Origin of the sequence: Allotamlana fucoidanivorans, assembly GCF_006265225.1 — a bacterium.
Classification (GTDB): Bacteria; Bacteroidota; Bacteroidia; order Flavobacteriales; family Flavobacteriaceae; genus Allotamlana; species Allotamlana fucoidanivorans.
The window spans coordinates 64345-78575 of the sequence record NZ_VDCS01000002.1 but is presented as its reverse complement, the minus strand read 5'-3'; the positions used below and the strand labels follow the sequence as shown (position 1 = coordinate 78575).

The 14231-nt window shown below is 33.2% G+C and carries 13 protein-coding genes and 1 pseudogene; 9 read left to right on the top strand and 5 right to left on the bottom strand.

All coding sequences use genetic code 11. The features are described from left to right. Positions 1–1917 (top strand): molecular chaperone DnaK, encoded by a 1917-nt coding sequence (gene dnaK / locus FGF67_RS01975; protein WP_139694786.1) that lies wholly within the window; start codon positions 1–3, stop codon positions 1915–1917. 77 nt (positions 1918–1994) lie between these two features. Here the strand turns inward: dnaK and FGF67_RS01970 are convergent, their stop codons facing one another. The 3 genes and pseudogenes from FGF67_RS01970 to FGF67_RS01955 form a co-directional block, all read right to left on the bottom strand. Then, on the bottom strand, positions 1995–2543 hold the full coding sequence (locus FGF67_RS01970) for a hypothetical protein (RefSeq protein WP_139694785.1): 549 nt from the start codon (positions 2541–2543) through the stop codon (positions 1995–1997). Positions 2544–2676: 133 nt separating this feature from the next. Next, a complete protein-coding gene (locus tag FGF67_RS01965; protein WP_139694784.1) occupies positions 2677–3351 on the bottom strand; it encodes a Crp/Fnr family transcriptional regulator in 675 nt (224 codons plus the stop codon). Positions 3352–3559: 208 nt separating this feature from the next. Beyond that, positions 3560–3898, bottom strand: a pseudogene (locus FGF67_RS01955) (DUF4377 domain-containing protein). Positions 3899–3946: 48 nt separating this feature from the next. On the opposite strand from FGF67_RS01955, the gene FGF67_RS01950 reads away from it, so the two are divergent. Both FGF67_RS01950 and FGF67_RS01945 read left to right on the top strand, forming a co-directional pair. Beyond that, positions 3947–4462: a lipocalin family protein gene (locus FGF67_RS01950; protein ID WP_139694782.1), complete on the top strand. Its 516-nt coding sequence runs from the start codon at positions 3947–3949 to the stop codon at positions 4460–4462. Positions 4463–4537: 75 nt separating this feature from the next. Beyond that, complete coding sequence (locus FGF67_RS01945; protein ID WP_139694781.1) at positions 4538–5767, top strand: class I SAM-dependent rRNA methyltransferase; 1230 nt, start codon at positions 4538–4540, stop codon at positions 5765–5767. Here FGF67_RS01945 and FGF67_RS01940 read toward each other — a convergent pair. After that, entirely contained in the window at positions 5764–6267 is a 504-nt protein-coding gene (locus FGF67_RS01940) for a nicotinate-nucleotide adenylyltransferase (RefSeq protein WP_139694780.1), read from the bottom strand. The genes FGF67_RS01945 and FGF67_RS01940 overlap by 4 nt on opposite strands. A 148-nt stretch (positions 6268–6415) precedes the next feature. Here FGF67_RS01940 and FGF67_RS01935 point away from each other — a divergent pair, with 148 nt between their 5' ends. The 3 genes from FGF67_RS01935 to FGF67_RS01925 all read left to right on the top strand — a co-directional run bounded on the left by FGF67_RS01935 (position 6416) and on the right by FGF67_RS01925 (position 10033). Then, positions 6416–7363 carry an NAD(P)H-dependent flavin oxidoreductase gene (locus tag FGF67_RS01935; RefSeq protein WP_139694779.1) on the top strand — a complete coding sequence of 316 codons (948 nt, stop codon included), beginning with the start codon at positions 6416–6418 and terminating at the stop codon, positions 7361–7363. A gap of 140 nt (positions 7364–7503) precedes the next feature. Then, positions 7504–8904 (top strand): fasciclin domain-containing protein, encoded by a 1401-nt coding sequence (locus FGF67_RS01930; RefSeq protein ID WP_158293159.1) that lies wholly within the window; start codon positions 7504–7506, stop codon positions 8902–8904. A gap of 442 nt (positions 8905–9346) precedes the next feature. Continuing rightward, the gene (locus tag FGF67_RS01925; protein ID WP_139694777.1) at positions 9347–10033 is read left to right on the top strand and encodes a hypothetical protein; all 687 of its coding nucleotides are present in this window, start codon (positions 9347–9349) and stop codon (positions 10031–10033) included. Positions 10034–10106: 73 nt separating this feature from the next. On the opposite strand, the gene FGF67_RS01920 is transcribed toward FGF67_RS01925, so the two are convergent. After that, complete coding sequence (locus tag FGF67_RS01920) at positions 10107–10682, bottom strand: GNAT family N-acetyltransferase (RefSeq protein ID WP_139694776.1); 576 nt, start codon at positions 10680–10682, stop codon at positions 10107–10109. A gap of 118 nt (positions 10683–10800) precedes the next feature. Between FGF67_RS01920 and FGF67_RS01915 the strand changes: the two genes are divergently transcribed. Genes FGF67_RS01915 through menD form a run of 3 tightly spaced genes read left to right on the top strand, consistent with a single transcriptional unit; the run spans position 10801 to position 14142 of the window. Further along, on the top strand, positions 10801–11223 hold the full coding sequence (locus FGF67_RS01915; RefSeq protein ID WP_139694775.1) for a PaaI family thioesterase: 423 nt from the start codon (positions 10801–10803) through the stop codon (positions 11221–11223). 2 nt (positions 11224–11225) lie between these two features. Beyond that, positions 11226–12341 (top strand): chorismate-binding protein, encoded by a 1116-nt coding sequence (locus FGF67_RS01910; protein ID WP_139694774.1) that lies wholly within the window; start codon positions 11226–11228, stop codon positions 12339–12341. A gap of 40 nt (positions 12342–12381) precedes the next feature. Then, positions 12382–14142 (top strand): 2-succinyl-5-enolpyruvyl-6-hydroxy-3-cyclohexene-1-carboxylate synthase, encoded by a 1761-nt coding sequence (gene menD / locus FGF67_RS01905; RefSeq protein WP_139694773.1) that lies wholly within the window; start codon positions 12382–12384, stop codon positions 14140–14142. The last annotated feature ends 89 nt before the right edge of the window (positions 14143–14231 follow it).

Here is a 14231-nt window from a genome sequence, read left to right as displayed (position 1 = left end):
ATGAGTAAAATTATAGGAATTGATTTAGGAACAACCAACTCTTGCGTTTCTGTGATGGAGGGTAACGATCCTGTTGTAATCCCAAATGCAGAAGGTAAACGCACTACACCATCTGTAATTGCTTTTGTAGAAGGAGGAGAAATTAAAGTTGGAGATCCTGCAAAAAGACAAGCAGTAACAAATCCTACTAAAACAGTTTATTCTATTAAACGTTTTATGGGTAATAAATATTCTGAATCTCAAAAAGAAGCAGAACGTGTACCTTATAAAGTTGTAAAAGGCGATAACGATACCCCTAGAGTTGATATCGACGGAAGATTATATACACCACAAGAATTATCAGCCATGATTCTTCAAAAAATGAAGAAAACAGCTGAAGACTATTTAGGGCAAGATGTGTCTAGAGCGGTAATCACAGTGCCTGCATACTTTAACGATAGTCAACGTCAAGCTACAAAAGAGGCTGGTGAAATAGCTGGTTTAAAAGTAGAGCGTATTATTAATGAGCCTACTGCAGCAGCTTTAGCATATGGTTTGGATAAAAAAGGAACAGATCAAAAAATTGTGGTATTCGATTTTGGTGGTGGTACACATGACGTATCTATTTTAGAATTAGGAGATGGTGTGTTTGAAGTATTATCAACCGATGGTGACACCCACTTAGGAGGTGATGATGTTGACGAAAAAATCATCAACTGGTTAGCTGATGAGTTTAAAGCTGAAGAGGGAATGGATTTAAGACAAGATCCAATGTCACTTCAACGTTTAAAAGAAGCTGCTGAAAAAGCTAAAATTGAGCTGTCATCATCGTCTCAAACAGAAATCAACTTACCTTATATCACAGCGACTGCAAGTGGACCAAAACACTTGGTACGTACCTTAACGCGTTCAAAATTTGAGCAATTAATTGATGATTTAGTAAAACGTACAATTGCACCATGTGAATCTGCACTTAAAGCTGCTGGATTAAGTAAAAGTGATATCGATGAGGTGATCTTAGTTGGTGGTTCTACACGTATACCTGCAGTACAAACAGCTGTAGAGAAATTCTTTGGAAAAGCACCAAGTAAAGGAGTTAACCCGGATGAAGTAGTATCATTAGGAGCTGGAATTCAAGGAGGTGTATTAACTGGAGATGTAAAAGATGTACTGTTATTAGACGTAACACCATTATCTCTTGGTATAGAAACTATGGGTAATGTGTTTACTAAGCTAATTGAAGCAAACACCACTATTCCAACAAAGAAATCTCAGGTATTCTCAACAGCCGCTGATAATCAGCCATCAGTAGAAATTCACGTATTACAGGGTGAACGCGCTATGGCAGCAGATAATAAAACGATTGGACGTTTCCACTTAGATGGTATTCCACCAGCACGTCGTGGTACACCGCAAATTGAAGTGACATTTGATATTGATGCCAACGGTATCATAAAAGTATCTGCCGAAGATAAAGCAACTGGTAAGAAACAAGACATTAGAATTGAAGCGTCTTCTGGTTTAACTGAAGAAGAAATTCAAAAAATGAAAGCAGACGCCGAGGCTAATGCTGAAGCAGATAAAGCTGCTGCAGAACAGGCTCAAAAATTAAATGAAGCTGATTCTATGATTTTCCAAACGGAAAAACAATTAGAAGAGTTTGGTGATAAATTATCAGATGATAAAAAGAAGCCTATTGAGGAAGCTTTAGAGGAGTTGAAAAAAGCATACGAATCTAAAGACTTAGCTTTAATTACTCCAGCTTTAGATAAGATTAATGAAGCATGGAAGGTAGCTTCAGAAGAAATGTACAAAGCACAAGCCGAAGCACAGCAAGCAGGTGGAGCTCAGCCAGGTCCTGATGCAGGAGCAGCGGGAGATCAAGGCGCATCTGAAGGCAGTGATGTTGAGGATGTAGACTTTGAAGAAGTAAAATAAGTCTGTTAAAACATAGCATAATAAGTAAAAACGCAACCAAATAGGTTGCGTTTTTATTTTAAATACCACATACTTATTTATATAAAATTACCATTACCATCTAATTTCACTTGCTTTTTTTCATTGTTTTGAATGATAGTAACTTTATACTGTTTACTAGTTCCATTTACTATAGAATAGTGTACTCGATAAACTGTTTTTTGAATAACTGACTCTGGATATTCATTATAAATTTTGTTCCATATAGCATGCGGAAGTTTTACATTTTTAAATAATTCATAAGATTTTATAAGTTGCCCTTCTTTATTAAAGTAAGCATTAATTCTTCCATTATAGTTAGGGTCTTTAAAATTAATAGCGTAGGTATTTCGTTTTTCTTTAAATATGTCCTGCTTGGTAATATTGTAGTTGGCTACTCTTTGCTCAAGTGATTTTACGCGGTCTGATTGCGTTGTTAGAATAATGGCATTGTGATAATTAGTATTCACAACATTAGACTTGGCCATAGGTTTGGTTCTAAATGTTTCCCGTGTATCTAATTTTGTGGGTTTGTGATTAAATGCGATTTGTGAGTATACAAAACCTGTAAACCCAAAAAGGAATAGAATGATTAAAAGCTTTTTCATGATAATAGGAATTAAATTAAACAAATAATAAGCTATTAATCAAAGATAATTGAGAGAGCAAGAATTTATGATGCATAAATATACCTATATAAAAGCTAAATAAATGCTACTTGAGTAGCACTTTGCTCAGATATTATAGATGTTTCTTTAGCAACTCTAAATTTCTAATTGTTATTGTCTTATTTTGAATTTCAATGATACCGTCATCCTTAAATTTTTGAAGATGTCTGTTTAAAACAGCTCTTGTTGTACCTATATATTGCGCTATTTCTTTATGCGGTAAACCGTCAATTAAGCTTTTGTTTGAAGAAGCATTATTTAATAGAACTCTGGCAAGCTTTGTAGTCGTACTATCTAAACATGAGGCTGTAACATATTTTTCTAAGGTGCTCATTTTCAATATTAGATAGTGAAGGATAGCGGCATTAAATTTAGGGTTTTTTGATACCCATGTTTTAAAAACAGAAATAGGTGTTTGCATAACACTTAAATCATCAAGGGTCTCGTAAAAAATGTTAAAAGATTTATAATCCAAAAGTCTGTAAACGTTAAATACGTCGTGTCTGGTTAATATAAAAAGGGTGATTTTACGGTCTTTAGATTCATCATAGAAATACACTTTTATACGACCATCAAAAATGACATAAAAGAAATTTGTTATGAGTTTAGAGTTTACAAAGCATGTACGCTTTTTAAATATTTTAAATTCAGAATCTCTTAATAACAGGGTTATCTGATCACCAGAAGCTTCTCTAAAGAGAGCATTTTTTTGTAATAAAAACAAGCTGTTTTCCTTAGAAAAGACCATTATTTTCTAGTGTTTATAGTTGGTTAAAAACTATAACTAGCTCTAGGGAAAACGAAAAAAGTTTAAACGCAATTACTTTGCTGGTAATTAGTGTATTTACAAAAATACTGTTTATCTTTTTATAAACCTAGCTAAAAAACAGCATTTGAGTCATTTAACCAAAAATACAATCTACTATATTAACGTTTAAAGCGTCAATTCTTCTTTGCTATTTAGAAGTTTTGCTGTTCACTTTAGAAAGTTTATATCTTATGGAACTTCCGTCTGCGGGTGGGTTGGCTATAGTTTTTATACTAACCGAAATATTGTAAATATAACCTTCCTCCTATAAATCGTCAAAGCCTTCAATTTCTCCATAAAAGAAACGCCAATCTTCATCATTAATCTTCTCATTCGCTTGAATCTGATAACATTTTTGAAGTACAACACCAACACAATCTACCCGTTTTGAATTTACCCACAAATTTTCAATGAATTCAGAATTACCATCACAGGAGTAGACTATTGTAATGATAATAAGTGTGATTATGCGCAAATTATAATTCATTATTTGTTCGTTTTTATATTTCTTGTAAATTGTAAGAAAATCAAAATTATGAAAAAATTAATCATATTAAGTCTTATTCTTTTTGTTACATTTTCTTGTTCAAAAGATTCAGAAAGTGAGAATTCAAAAATTTCAGCTAGTATTATTGGGGTTTGGCAAGGAACGGGCATGACTTATGATGGAACAGTTGAATCCTCTGAATCTGGACAAACCATAAAGGCAGATTTCACAGGAGAGGGGTTTAATATGAATAACACATTAACTTTTAATGAGAATCCTAACACCTTAGTTTCAAAGGGAAGTTATGGATTAAAACTTACCTACACTATTAATGGCTTTACTACAACTGAAGAAATCAATGAAACCAATTTTATAGAAGATGGCACATGGAGTCTTGAAGGAGATCAGCTTTTTGTAACTAATAATGGTGAAACCACAATTATGAAAATACTAGAATTGAGTAATCATAAATTGATTATTAGTTTTTCAGAAACAGAGGTCATAGAAGAAGAAGGGGTGATAGCTACTACCAATTTTAAAGGCACTTTCGTTTTTAAACGATAAAATGTAGTTGTTATATCAACTAATTAAGACTAATGTTTAGAAAAACTATACTTTTGGCATTTCCAATTAAATTACATGTCATACTCCTTAAAAATTAAAGCTAATTACAGACCAAAACGCCTAGCGGTTAAACTAAATGCAAAAGGCGAAAAGTTTGTGTTGCAAGGGCATCCTTGGGTGTTTTCAAATAGTATTATAAAAATTAATGAGGATGCTCAATCTGGGGATTTAGCCGTAATTTTCGGAAAAAATAAAAATAAAGTAATTGGTTTGGGGTTATTTGATGCAGAATCGCCCATTCGAATTAAAATGCTGCATTCTGGTACCAGAAGAGTGGATATAAATAACGTGTTTTTTCAAAAAAAGATAGATGAAGCTTTCGCAAAACGAGAAAAACTACTTCAAACAGATACCAATAGTTACCGATTATTATTTGGAGAAAATGATGGTTTTCCTGGATTAATAGCGGATGTTTATGCGCAAGTTTTAGTGGTTAAATTATATTCAGAAATTTGGTTACCGTATTTAGAGGTCATTATTCCGAAGTTACAAGCAACTTCAAAAGCCAAAACCATTGTTTTAAGATTAAGCCGAAGTTTGGAACAATCAAAACATCATCAATTAAAAAATGGCGAAGTTATATATGGTATCTTAAATAATGAGGTTGTTCAATTTGTAGAACATGGTGTTCATTTTTCGGCCAACGTCATTAAGGGACATAAAACAGGATATTTTTTAGACCATAGAGCGAACCGAAAACAAGTAGGTGAGTGGAGTAGCGGTAAAACGGTTTTAGATGTGTTTTCTTATGCTGGCGGCTTTTCGGTACACGCTTTAGCCAATAATGCTAAAGAGGTTACCAGTTTAGATATTAGTAAACAAGCGCTTGATATTGCCATAGCCAATGGGAAACTAAACACGTACAATGGTATTCATAGAACGATAGCTGGAGATGCTTTTGAAGCACTAGAAAAGCTGATAAAAAAACGTATCACTTTTGACGTTGTAGTTATTGACCCGCCAAGTTTTGCGAAACAGGCATCTGAAGTAGATTTGGCCAAGAAAAAATATAAACAACTGGCACAACTCGGGGAAAGGTTAACTGCTTCAAAAGGTCTTTTGGTTATGGCGTCTTGCTCATCAAGAGTTTTAACGCAAGACTTTTTTGAGATTAACACACATGCCTTGGCTTCAAGTAAGAGAGCCTTTAAAACGATACTTAAAACAGGCCATGATCTTGATCATCCCGTTGGGTTTGCAGAAGGGGCTTATTTAAAATGTGGTTATTATCGATTTATAGATTAAATGAATAATCCTTTTTCATCTGTTTTTACAATAAGAATTTGATCCTGATTTTTAATCTTAATTTTGTATTCTTGGTTTAATGAATCGGCCTCACAATGATACTTAATAAGGTAGGCGTCCTCAATAATGCCCCAATTAGGAAAACGTTTTGATATAGCTTGCATAACCTCTAAAGGCAATCGTACGTCGCTATATTTTTCAATAGTTCTTATAATCTTTCCATTTTTGTTGTAAGCCGCAATGATTTTTCCTTTCGGAATATTAAATGATACGGTATAAACGTCATGGGCATCATCATATTGATCAAACAATTCCTCTTTATGATTAAAATTTAAAACTTCATCTTCCAGAAGTTTCACGTGATTTTGTGCATTATTCGTGTTTTGCGATGCTATGTATTTATAGTTTATGTCAATTAAAGTTTCGGGAAGATTAACCGTTTGAGCGCTTAAGCTACTGCTTATTACGAGTCCGATAAAAATATTTACAATGGTTTTCATATTGTTTAGAATTATTTACTCATAAAATTAACTATGCATGCATAATAAAAAAATGATAAAAATCATAATGTCAACTTTTAAACTGATTTTATTATGCAAACATAGTTGTTATGCATGCATAATATTTTTATATTTGAAAAAAGTACACATGTCAACTAAACTTACCGAACTACTACACATTAAATATCCCATAATTCAGGCTCCTATGTTCTTGGTTTCCAATGTATCTATGGTAAAAGAAGCCATGAATAGTGGTATTGCAGGATGTATTCCTGCCCTTAACTATAGAACGCTTGATGAATTACGATTAGCAGCACGAGCTTTAAAGGAGGCCAAAGTTGAAGGTGGTTCATTTGGCTTCAATTTAATTGTCAATAAATCTAATATTAAGTATAAAGGTCAATTAGAAGTCATTTGTGAAGAAGGTTGTGATTTTATTATAACCTCCTTGGGTAGCCCAGAAGAAACCATAATTCAAGCACACAAAGCTAATATAAAAGTGTTCTGTGATGTGGTTGATTTAAAGTTTGCGAAAAAGGTTGAAGCCTTGGGAGCAGACGCTATTATAGCAGTCAATAATCAAGCAGGAGGACATCGTGGTGATAAGTCACCTGAGGAATTGATTAAGGAGTTAAGTACACACTGTAAAATTCCAATTATATCAGCAGGTGGGGTGGGATGTAAACAAGATATTGATAAAATGTTGAGCTACGGTGCTCAAGGTGTGTCAGTAGGAAGTCCGTTTATAGCTTCTATAGAGGCTGCAGTAACCGACGAATACAAACAAGCTTGTGTAGATTATGGAGCCGATGATATTGTTATGACAGAACGTATTTCAGGTACACCATGTACTGTAATTAATACCCCTTATGTTCAAAAAATAGGAACAAAAGCAACTTGGCTAGAAAATCTATTAAATAAAAATAAAAGGCTTAAAAAGTGGGTTAAAATGATACGATTTACTATCGGTATGAATGCTACAAAGCATGCGGCAACCAAAGCAACTTATAAAACCGTTTGGGTGGCTGGGCCAAGTATTGAACATACTACTAAAATTCTTCCAACAAGAGATATTGTTAAAAGATTCACAAATTAATATTAAAGCTTATGGGGGTAGATAGAAGACGTATTTAAGCGTCTTTTTTTGTCACTTTATCTAAAATGTTTATTATTTTTAAAAATAAATTAAACAAAATTATTATGTTTGATAAAAATGATAAAATATTAAACAAAATTATGAAAACAGCATTAACAGTAAATCGACTCCCTAAAATCTATTTGTATTTTCTCTCTGCTTTGTTAATTAGTTTTCTTGGTTTTTCATGTAGTGACCAAGAGGCTGAAACTGCTGATCTCAATTCTGATTTACCAAGTATAGTGGAAGTACTTGAAAGTTTTAATAAAGGGCAATCAAGCACGGCTAAAATGTTAAACAATAAGGAAGGCGATTATACCCCCACTTTTGACGTTCTTAGCAAAGCCCTTGCTAGAACGAAGTTGGCAAGTACCGTTTCTAGAAATAGACTAACAGTTTTTGCTCCAACAGATATGGCTTTTGCAGCCTTAGGCATAACAACCGAAAATGTAACGGAAGTAGAAAATTTGGCAGATATATTGCTTTACCATGCCGTTGGTATGACAGTTTACAGTAATCAATTAGAAAATGGACCCGTTACAACCGTAAATGGAGCTAATGTCATTGTAAATATTGATAATGGTGTACTTATAAACAATGCAAAGGTAACTATGGCAGACATAAAAGCGAGAAATGGTGTAGTTCATGTTATAGATAGTGTTTTGTTTCCACCAAATTTAACCATAGCAGGTATTGCGGGGTCTAGTGATGATTTTTCTATTTTATTTGATGCTGTTGTTAAAGCAAATCTTGGAGGTATATTAACAGACGGTGGCCCCTTTACTGTTTTTGCTCCTACAAACAAGGCATTTATGGATTTATTGGAGGCAACACCTTATAATAGTCTAGACGATATTCCAATGGATGTATTAACTCAAATTCTTCTGTATCATGTGGTTGATGGGTATGTGTTTAGTAATCAGTTAATGAACGGTTTTGTTCCTACGTTAAACGGAGCTGCAGTATATGTGAATTTAGATATGGCTCCCATGGTTTATATTAATGATTCAAAAGTAAAAATATCTAATGTTCAAGCTACTAATGGTGTTATCCATGCTATTGATAAGGTTTTAATGCCGCCTACAATGAATTTGGTTGAAACTGCTGCAAGTTTTGATCCTGAATTTTCATTATTGCTTACTGCGGCAAATGCTGCAGGTTTAGGAGATACCTTATCAAATGGAGGGCCTTTTACCGTATTTGCTCCAACAAATCAGGCATTTCTCAACTTCTTGAATTTATCAGATTTAGAAGAAGCTAAAGGAGTCATTCAAGGTCTTGATACAACAGTTTTAACAAACATACTACTTTATCACGTGGTTGAAGGTCGTGTGTACTCTAGTGATTTATCAAGTGGATCTGTAACCACTTTAAATGGCAATTTTGATCTTGACTTAAGTAGTTTAACGATTGATGGTAATGCTATGCTAATTCCAGAATTATTAAACGTTCAAGCAACAAATGGGGTTATTCATGTAGTTGATGCTGTTTTAATGCCGTAAATTTTAATACTAGTATTAGTTTGGTTTAGTTAGTTTTAAAAGGTATTGCATAATAATGCAATGCCTTTTTTATTTTAGGTGGTTAGTGTGATGGTCGTCCTGCGTTGAAACTCTAATTGAGTTGGTTCTTTTTTTGTTTCATTAAGCGTTCGCTTCTAACATATTTACAGCTGATATTATAAACTTCTTAGAATACAAAGTACAGTTAATGTCTACATTATTTCATAACTCTACCATAGCATACAAAATATATGTAATTCTAATAGTGAAACATTCATCATTTGAAATAAAAACGATAGGTCTTTAATATTTTTAATTTAAATTAGGGGTTTAGTAAAAGGTTTGCCCTATTATTAGTGAACCACATTGAGAAATCAATAATTTGGTGAAATATTAATCTTATAAATATATTATTAACAGAAAAATTTAAAATTACATTATCATGAAAAGAAAGTTGCAAATTTTTACATTATTTATTCTAACGTTAGCTCTTCATAATTGTGGACCATCAATTAGTGTTACAGATAGTTGGAGTGCACCGGACGTGAGAGATATCAAAGGGGATAAAATGCTGGTGATGGCAAGAATGGATGATTTAGCATCTAGACAATTATTTGAGCAAGAAATAGTAAGTAAGTTAAAGACTGAGGGGATCAATGCCGTAGCTAGTTATAACCAATATCCTGATATTAAACTTAATGAAAAACTAACTGACGAGCAGATTGATGGTCAGGTAAGTAGGTTTAAAAAGGATGGTTTTGAAACCATTGTTTTAACTGTGGTGAAAGATGTAAAAACAGAAATGGTTACTCAAGAGTCAGGAGGTTACGTAACTGGGGGCTATTATCCTATGTATTATGGTTATTATGGCGGTTTTGGTCGCTATTATGGGGCATTCTATTCGCCTTATGGTTTTGGTGGTAGTTATATTCCTAGTTCGCAACGAACGTATGAGTCTGATATTTATAAATTAGAAACGGTGATTTATGATTTAGATAGAACAGATAATCGTCAGTTAGTAGCAGTTGTGGCGTCAAGTATTACAGACCCAGATTCTGCTTCACAAGTTGCTGGGCCTTATGCAAAAAAAGTTTTAGGACAGTTTAAAAAAGATGGCGATAAAAAATAACCTCAAATCTTTGTTTTCTATAATTTAAAACTACCACAATTCAAGCCACGTATGGTTTTGAATTGTGGTAGTCTTATTTAGAGTGAAGATGTTTTAAAATATGTGTTTTAGCCACGAGCCATTCTTCCTTTAATATACCATAGCAACAGGTATTTCTTCTAAAACTGTCAGGCATCAGAGTGTCTTTTCTTAAAATGCCTTCTAAAGTAGCTCCTAGTTTTTCTACCGCTTTTCTTGATCGACTATTACGTTCATCCACTCTAAATTCTACCTTATCAAAATTTAGTGTTTCAAATGCATGCTCAAGCATCAAAAACTTCACATGAATATTTAATCCTGTGCCTTGAAACTGTTTGCCTATCCATGTCCACCCAATATGTAAAACTTTATTTTTCCAATGCATATTTCCAAAGCGCGTACTTCCCGCATAGGCATTAGCTTGTTTGTCATAAATCAAAAAAGGAATAGCAGTGTTATTTGAACCATCAGCTATTGCTTGTTCAACATAGCTCTTGAAATCTTCAGGACTATCTATTTTACTTGGAGAAAATTGAACCAAATCCTTTTGCATAGCAATCTTAGAAACCTGTAGGTAATTTGATAAATTAAGTGTTATTAATTTTACGCGTTGATTTTCTAAATAGGTCATCTCCACAAATTATTGCATTAAAGTGCGGCAATATAAAAATCCTTAATTGAAAGCGAAACTTAAAATAATTATTTATGCTTTTTGTACTTTAGCAGCTCAATTAAAAGACGAATTCTATATGAAATTATCTAAAAAAGATGTTTTAGAACAATGCAATACGCTTTGTAAGAATACATTAATGGAAACGCTTGAAATTGAAATAATTGATTTTGGTGATGATTTTTTAGTAGCCAGAATGCCTGTTAGCTCCAAAAATCATCAAGTAGATGGTGTGTTACATGGAGGAGCTACTTTTGCCCTAGCTGAAAGTGTAGGTAGTTTTGCTTCACATATTTTTATAGATGTCGAAAAGTTTTTTGTTCGTGGTATTGAAATGTCTGGAAATCATTTAAAAAGTGTAAAGGACGGTTATGTTTTTGCAAAAGCGAATTTTTTACACAAAGGCAGAACCACCCAGCTTTTGAATATAAGAGTTACAGATGATGATGATAATTTAATTTCTTTGTGTAAACTCACTACAATCTCTTTACCTAAAAAGTAATAATGAATTTAGGAAAGTTTTTTCAAAAGGTTGAAAATCATTTCGGCAATCAATTACCATTTGTAATGTATAGAAAGCCAAAACAAACTAAAGTTTTTGGTAGGTTTCAAAATACGTCAGACTTACATTGCACAAGTGATTTTTCTGAATCTGGTTTTGTTTTTTCCCCTTTTAATGCTCAGGAACAAACCGTTTTAATACCCTCAAGTTGTTCTGATTTTGAAGAAGTAGACTTAGAGTTTAATGAGCATATTGCCTTTGATGAACATCATATGTATGAAAATCAATTTGAAAGAAAACAACACATACACTTGGTTAATCAAGGTATAAAAGCCATTAAATCAACCAGTTTAAAAAAGGTTGTGCTTTCAAGAAAAGAAACAAAACATCTGGATGAATTCAATCTTATAACCACCTTTAAAAAACTTTTGAAGACTTATAACGCTGCTTTTGTGTATTGTTGGTTTCACCCTAAAGTTGGCCTATGGCTTGGTGCCACGCCAGAAACTTTACTTAAGATTGAAGGTAAAAACTTTTCTATGATGGCGTTGGCTGGCACGCAAGAATATCAGGGGACATTAGAGGTAGAATGGCAGAACAAAGAAAAAAAGGAACAACAATACGTCACTGATTATATTGTTGATAATTTAAAATCGGTCACGGACAGTATCAAGTTATCTGATGTTGAAACGGTTAAAGCAGGTCATTTGGTACATTTAAAAACTATGGTGTCTGCAAGGTTAAAAGATAATATCCCCTTACAATCTATTATTAATACTATTCATCCTACACCAGCTGTTTGTGGCGTTCCTAAGGAAGTTGCTAAGACATTTATTTTGCAGAATGAACATTATAAACGTGAGTTTTATACTGGCTTTTTAGGAGAGCTTAATGCACATATTATTTTGGCGCCTAAAGGTAGGGTTCGAAATATAGAAAATAGAGCTTATGCCATGACTAAAAAAAGCACCCAGCTTTATGTAAATTTACGTTGTATGCAAATCCAAGAAAATCAAGCAACTATTTATGTAGGTGGAGGAATTACTGAAAACTCGAATGCTGAAAAAGAATGGCAGGAAACGGTAGCTAAATCTTTAGTTATAAAAAAGGCGCTATAATTAGCCTATTTATTACTTTTGGGGAATTGATTATAGTTTCATGAAATACCCAAAAATTCCACTCGCTCAAACCGTTATTCAGCTTTGTAAAACCAAAGAATTAAAACACATTGTTATTTCTCCAGGCAGTAGAAATGCACCGTTAACCATAGGCTTTTCAAATGATGCATATTTTAATTGCTATAGCATTGTAGATGAGCGCTGTGCGGCGTTTTTTGCCTTAGGAATTGCTCAGAAATTAAAAAAACCTGTGGCTGTGGTTTGTACATCTGGTAGTGCTTTGTTGAATTATTATCCAGCCGTAGCGGAGGCTTTTTACAGTGATATACCATTAATTGTTCTATCGGCAGACAGACCTAAACATTTAATAGGTATTGGCGATGGTCAAACCATTAATCAGCGCTATGTTTTTGAAAATCATATTTTATTCTCTGCTAATTTAAAGCTCGATTTAAAAGATGAAATGAATATTCCGGGTCATGAAGAGCTACCAATTTTCAAGAATTTAGAAGATAAATTTGAACGATTTTTGGGTTTACAGAAAGATATTCAAACCTATAATGAGGAAGGTATTAATACAGCCATAAATACCGCAATTTCTAAGAAGGGCCCTGTGCATATTAATATTCCTTTTGATGAACCGCTGTATGAACTTGTTGATAAAATTAGCGTATCGCCTAGAAATATTGATTCAACGGTTAAACCATCAAAAATAGAAGATTATGTTTTGCAATCTGCTTTAGAAGATTGGAATTCGGCATCAAAGAAAATGATATTGGTTGGTGTTCTTGGGCCTTCTGAATTTGAAAAAAAATGGTTAGATGAACTTGCCGAAGATGATAGTGTGATTGTGTTAACTGAAACCACATCAAATTTACATCATTCAAACTTTTTTCCGAGTATAGACCAGCTTATAGCACCATTAACAGACGAAGAACAAAAAGCGCTGTCTCCAGATATTTTGGTTACGTTTGGTGGATTAATAGTATCAAAAAAAATAAAGCAATTACTACGAAAACATAAACCCAAACATCATTGGCATATTGATGAGAAAGCAGCAAATGATACCTTCTTTTGTTTAAATAATCATTTTGAGATAGCTCCAAATATATTCTTTGAAACGTTTTTACCAAGAATAACTCACTATGTAAAAAGCAGGTACAAAGAAACCTGGCTGGCACTAAAGCAGTACCGATTGAAACGGCACAAAGCTTATGTTAACAATATTCCTTTTTCAGATTTTAAAGTGTTTAGTGAGATTTTAAAATCGGTTCCAGAACATTATATTTTGCAGTCAGGTAATAGTTCGGCTATCCGTTATATGCAATTATTTAAGGTGAAAAAGGACATTGAAGTGTATTGTAATAGAGGTACTAGTGGCATCGATGGGAGTACATCAACGGCTATTGGGTGCGCCGTGGCTAGTGAAAAACCTGTTTTGTTTATTACTGGTGATTTAAGCTTTTTTTATGACAGCAATGCCTTTTGGAATAATTATATTCCATCACATTTCCGCGTTATTGTAGTGAATAATCAAGGGGGCGGTATTTTTAGAATCTTACCAGGGCAAAAAAACACTGAAAATTTCGACACATATTTTGAAACGAGTCATTCTTTAACAGCCGAACATATTTGTAACATGTATGGGTTAAACTATGAAAGTGTGTCAAATGAAACTGACCTCGCTAAGGCCCTCAACTTATTTTATACATCAAGTAATTCGCCTAAAGTATTAGAAGTATTCACACCTAGAACGTTAAATGATAAAATTCTTTTAGAGTATTTTGAATTTATTAGGTAATAAAATTGTGACTTTTTGGTCCTAGCTGTTTCTTAAAATTAGTATCTTTAAAACAGTTATTAATCATTCACTAATTTTAAAACAAAAAT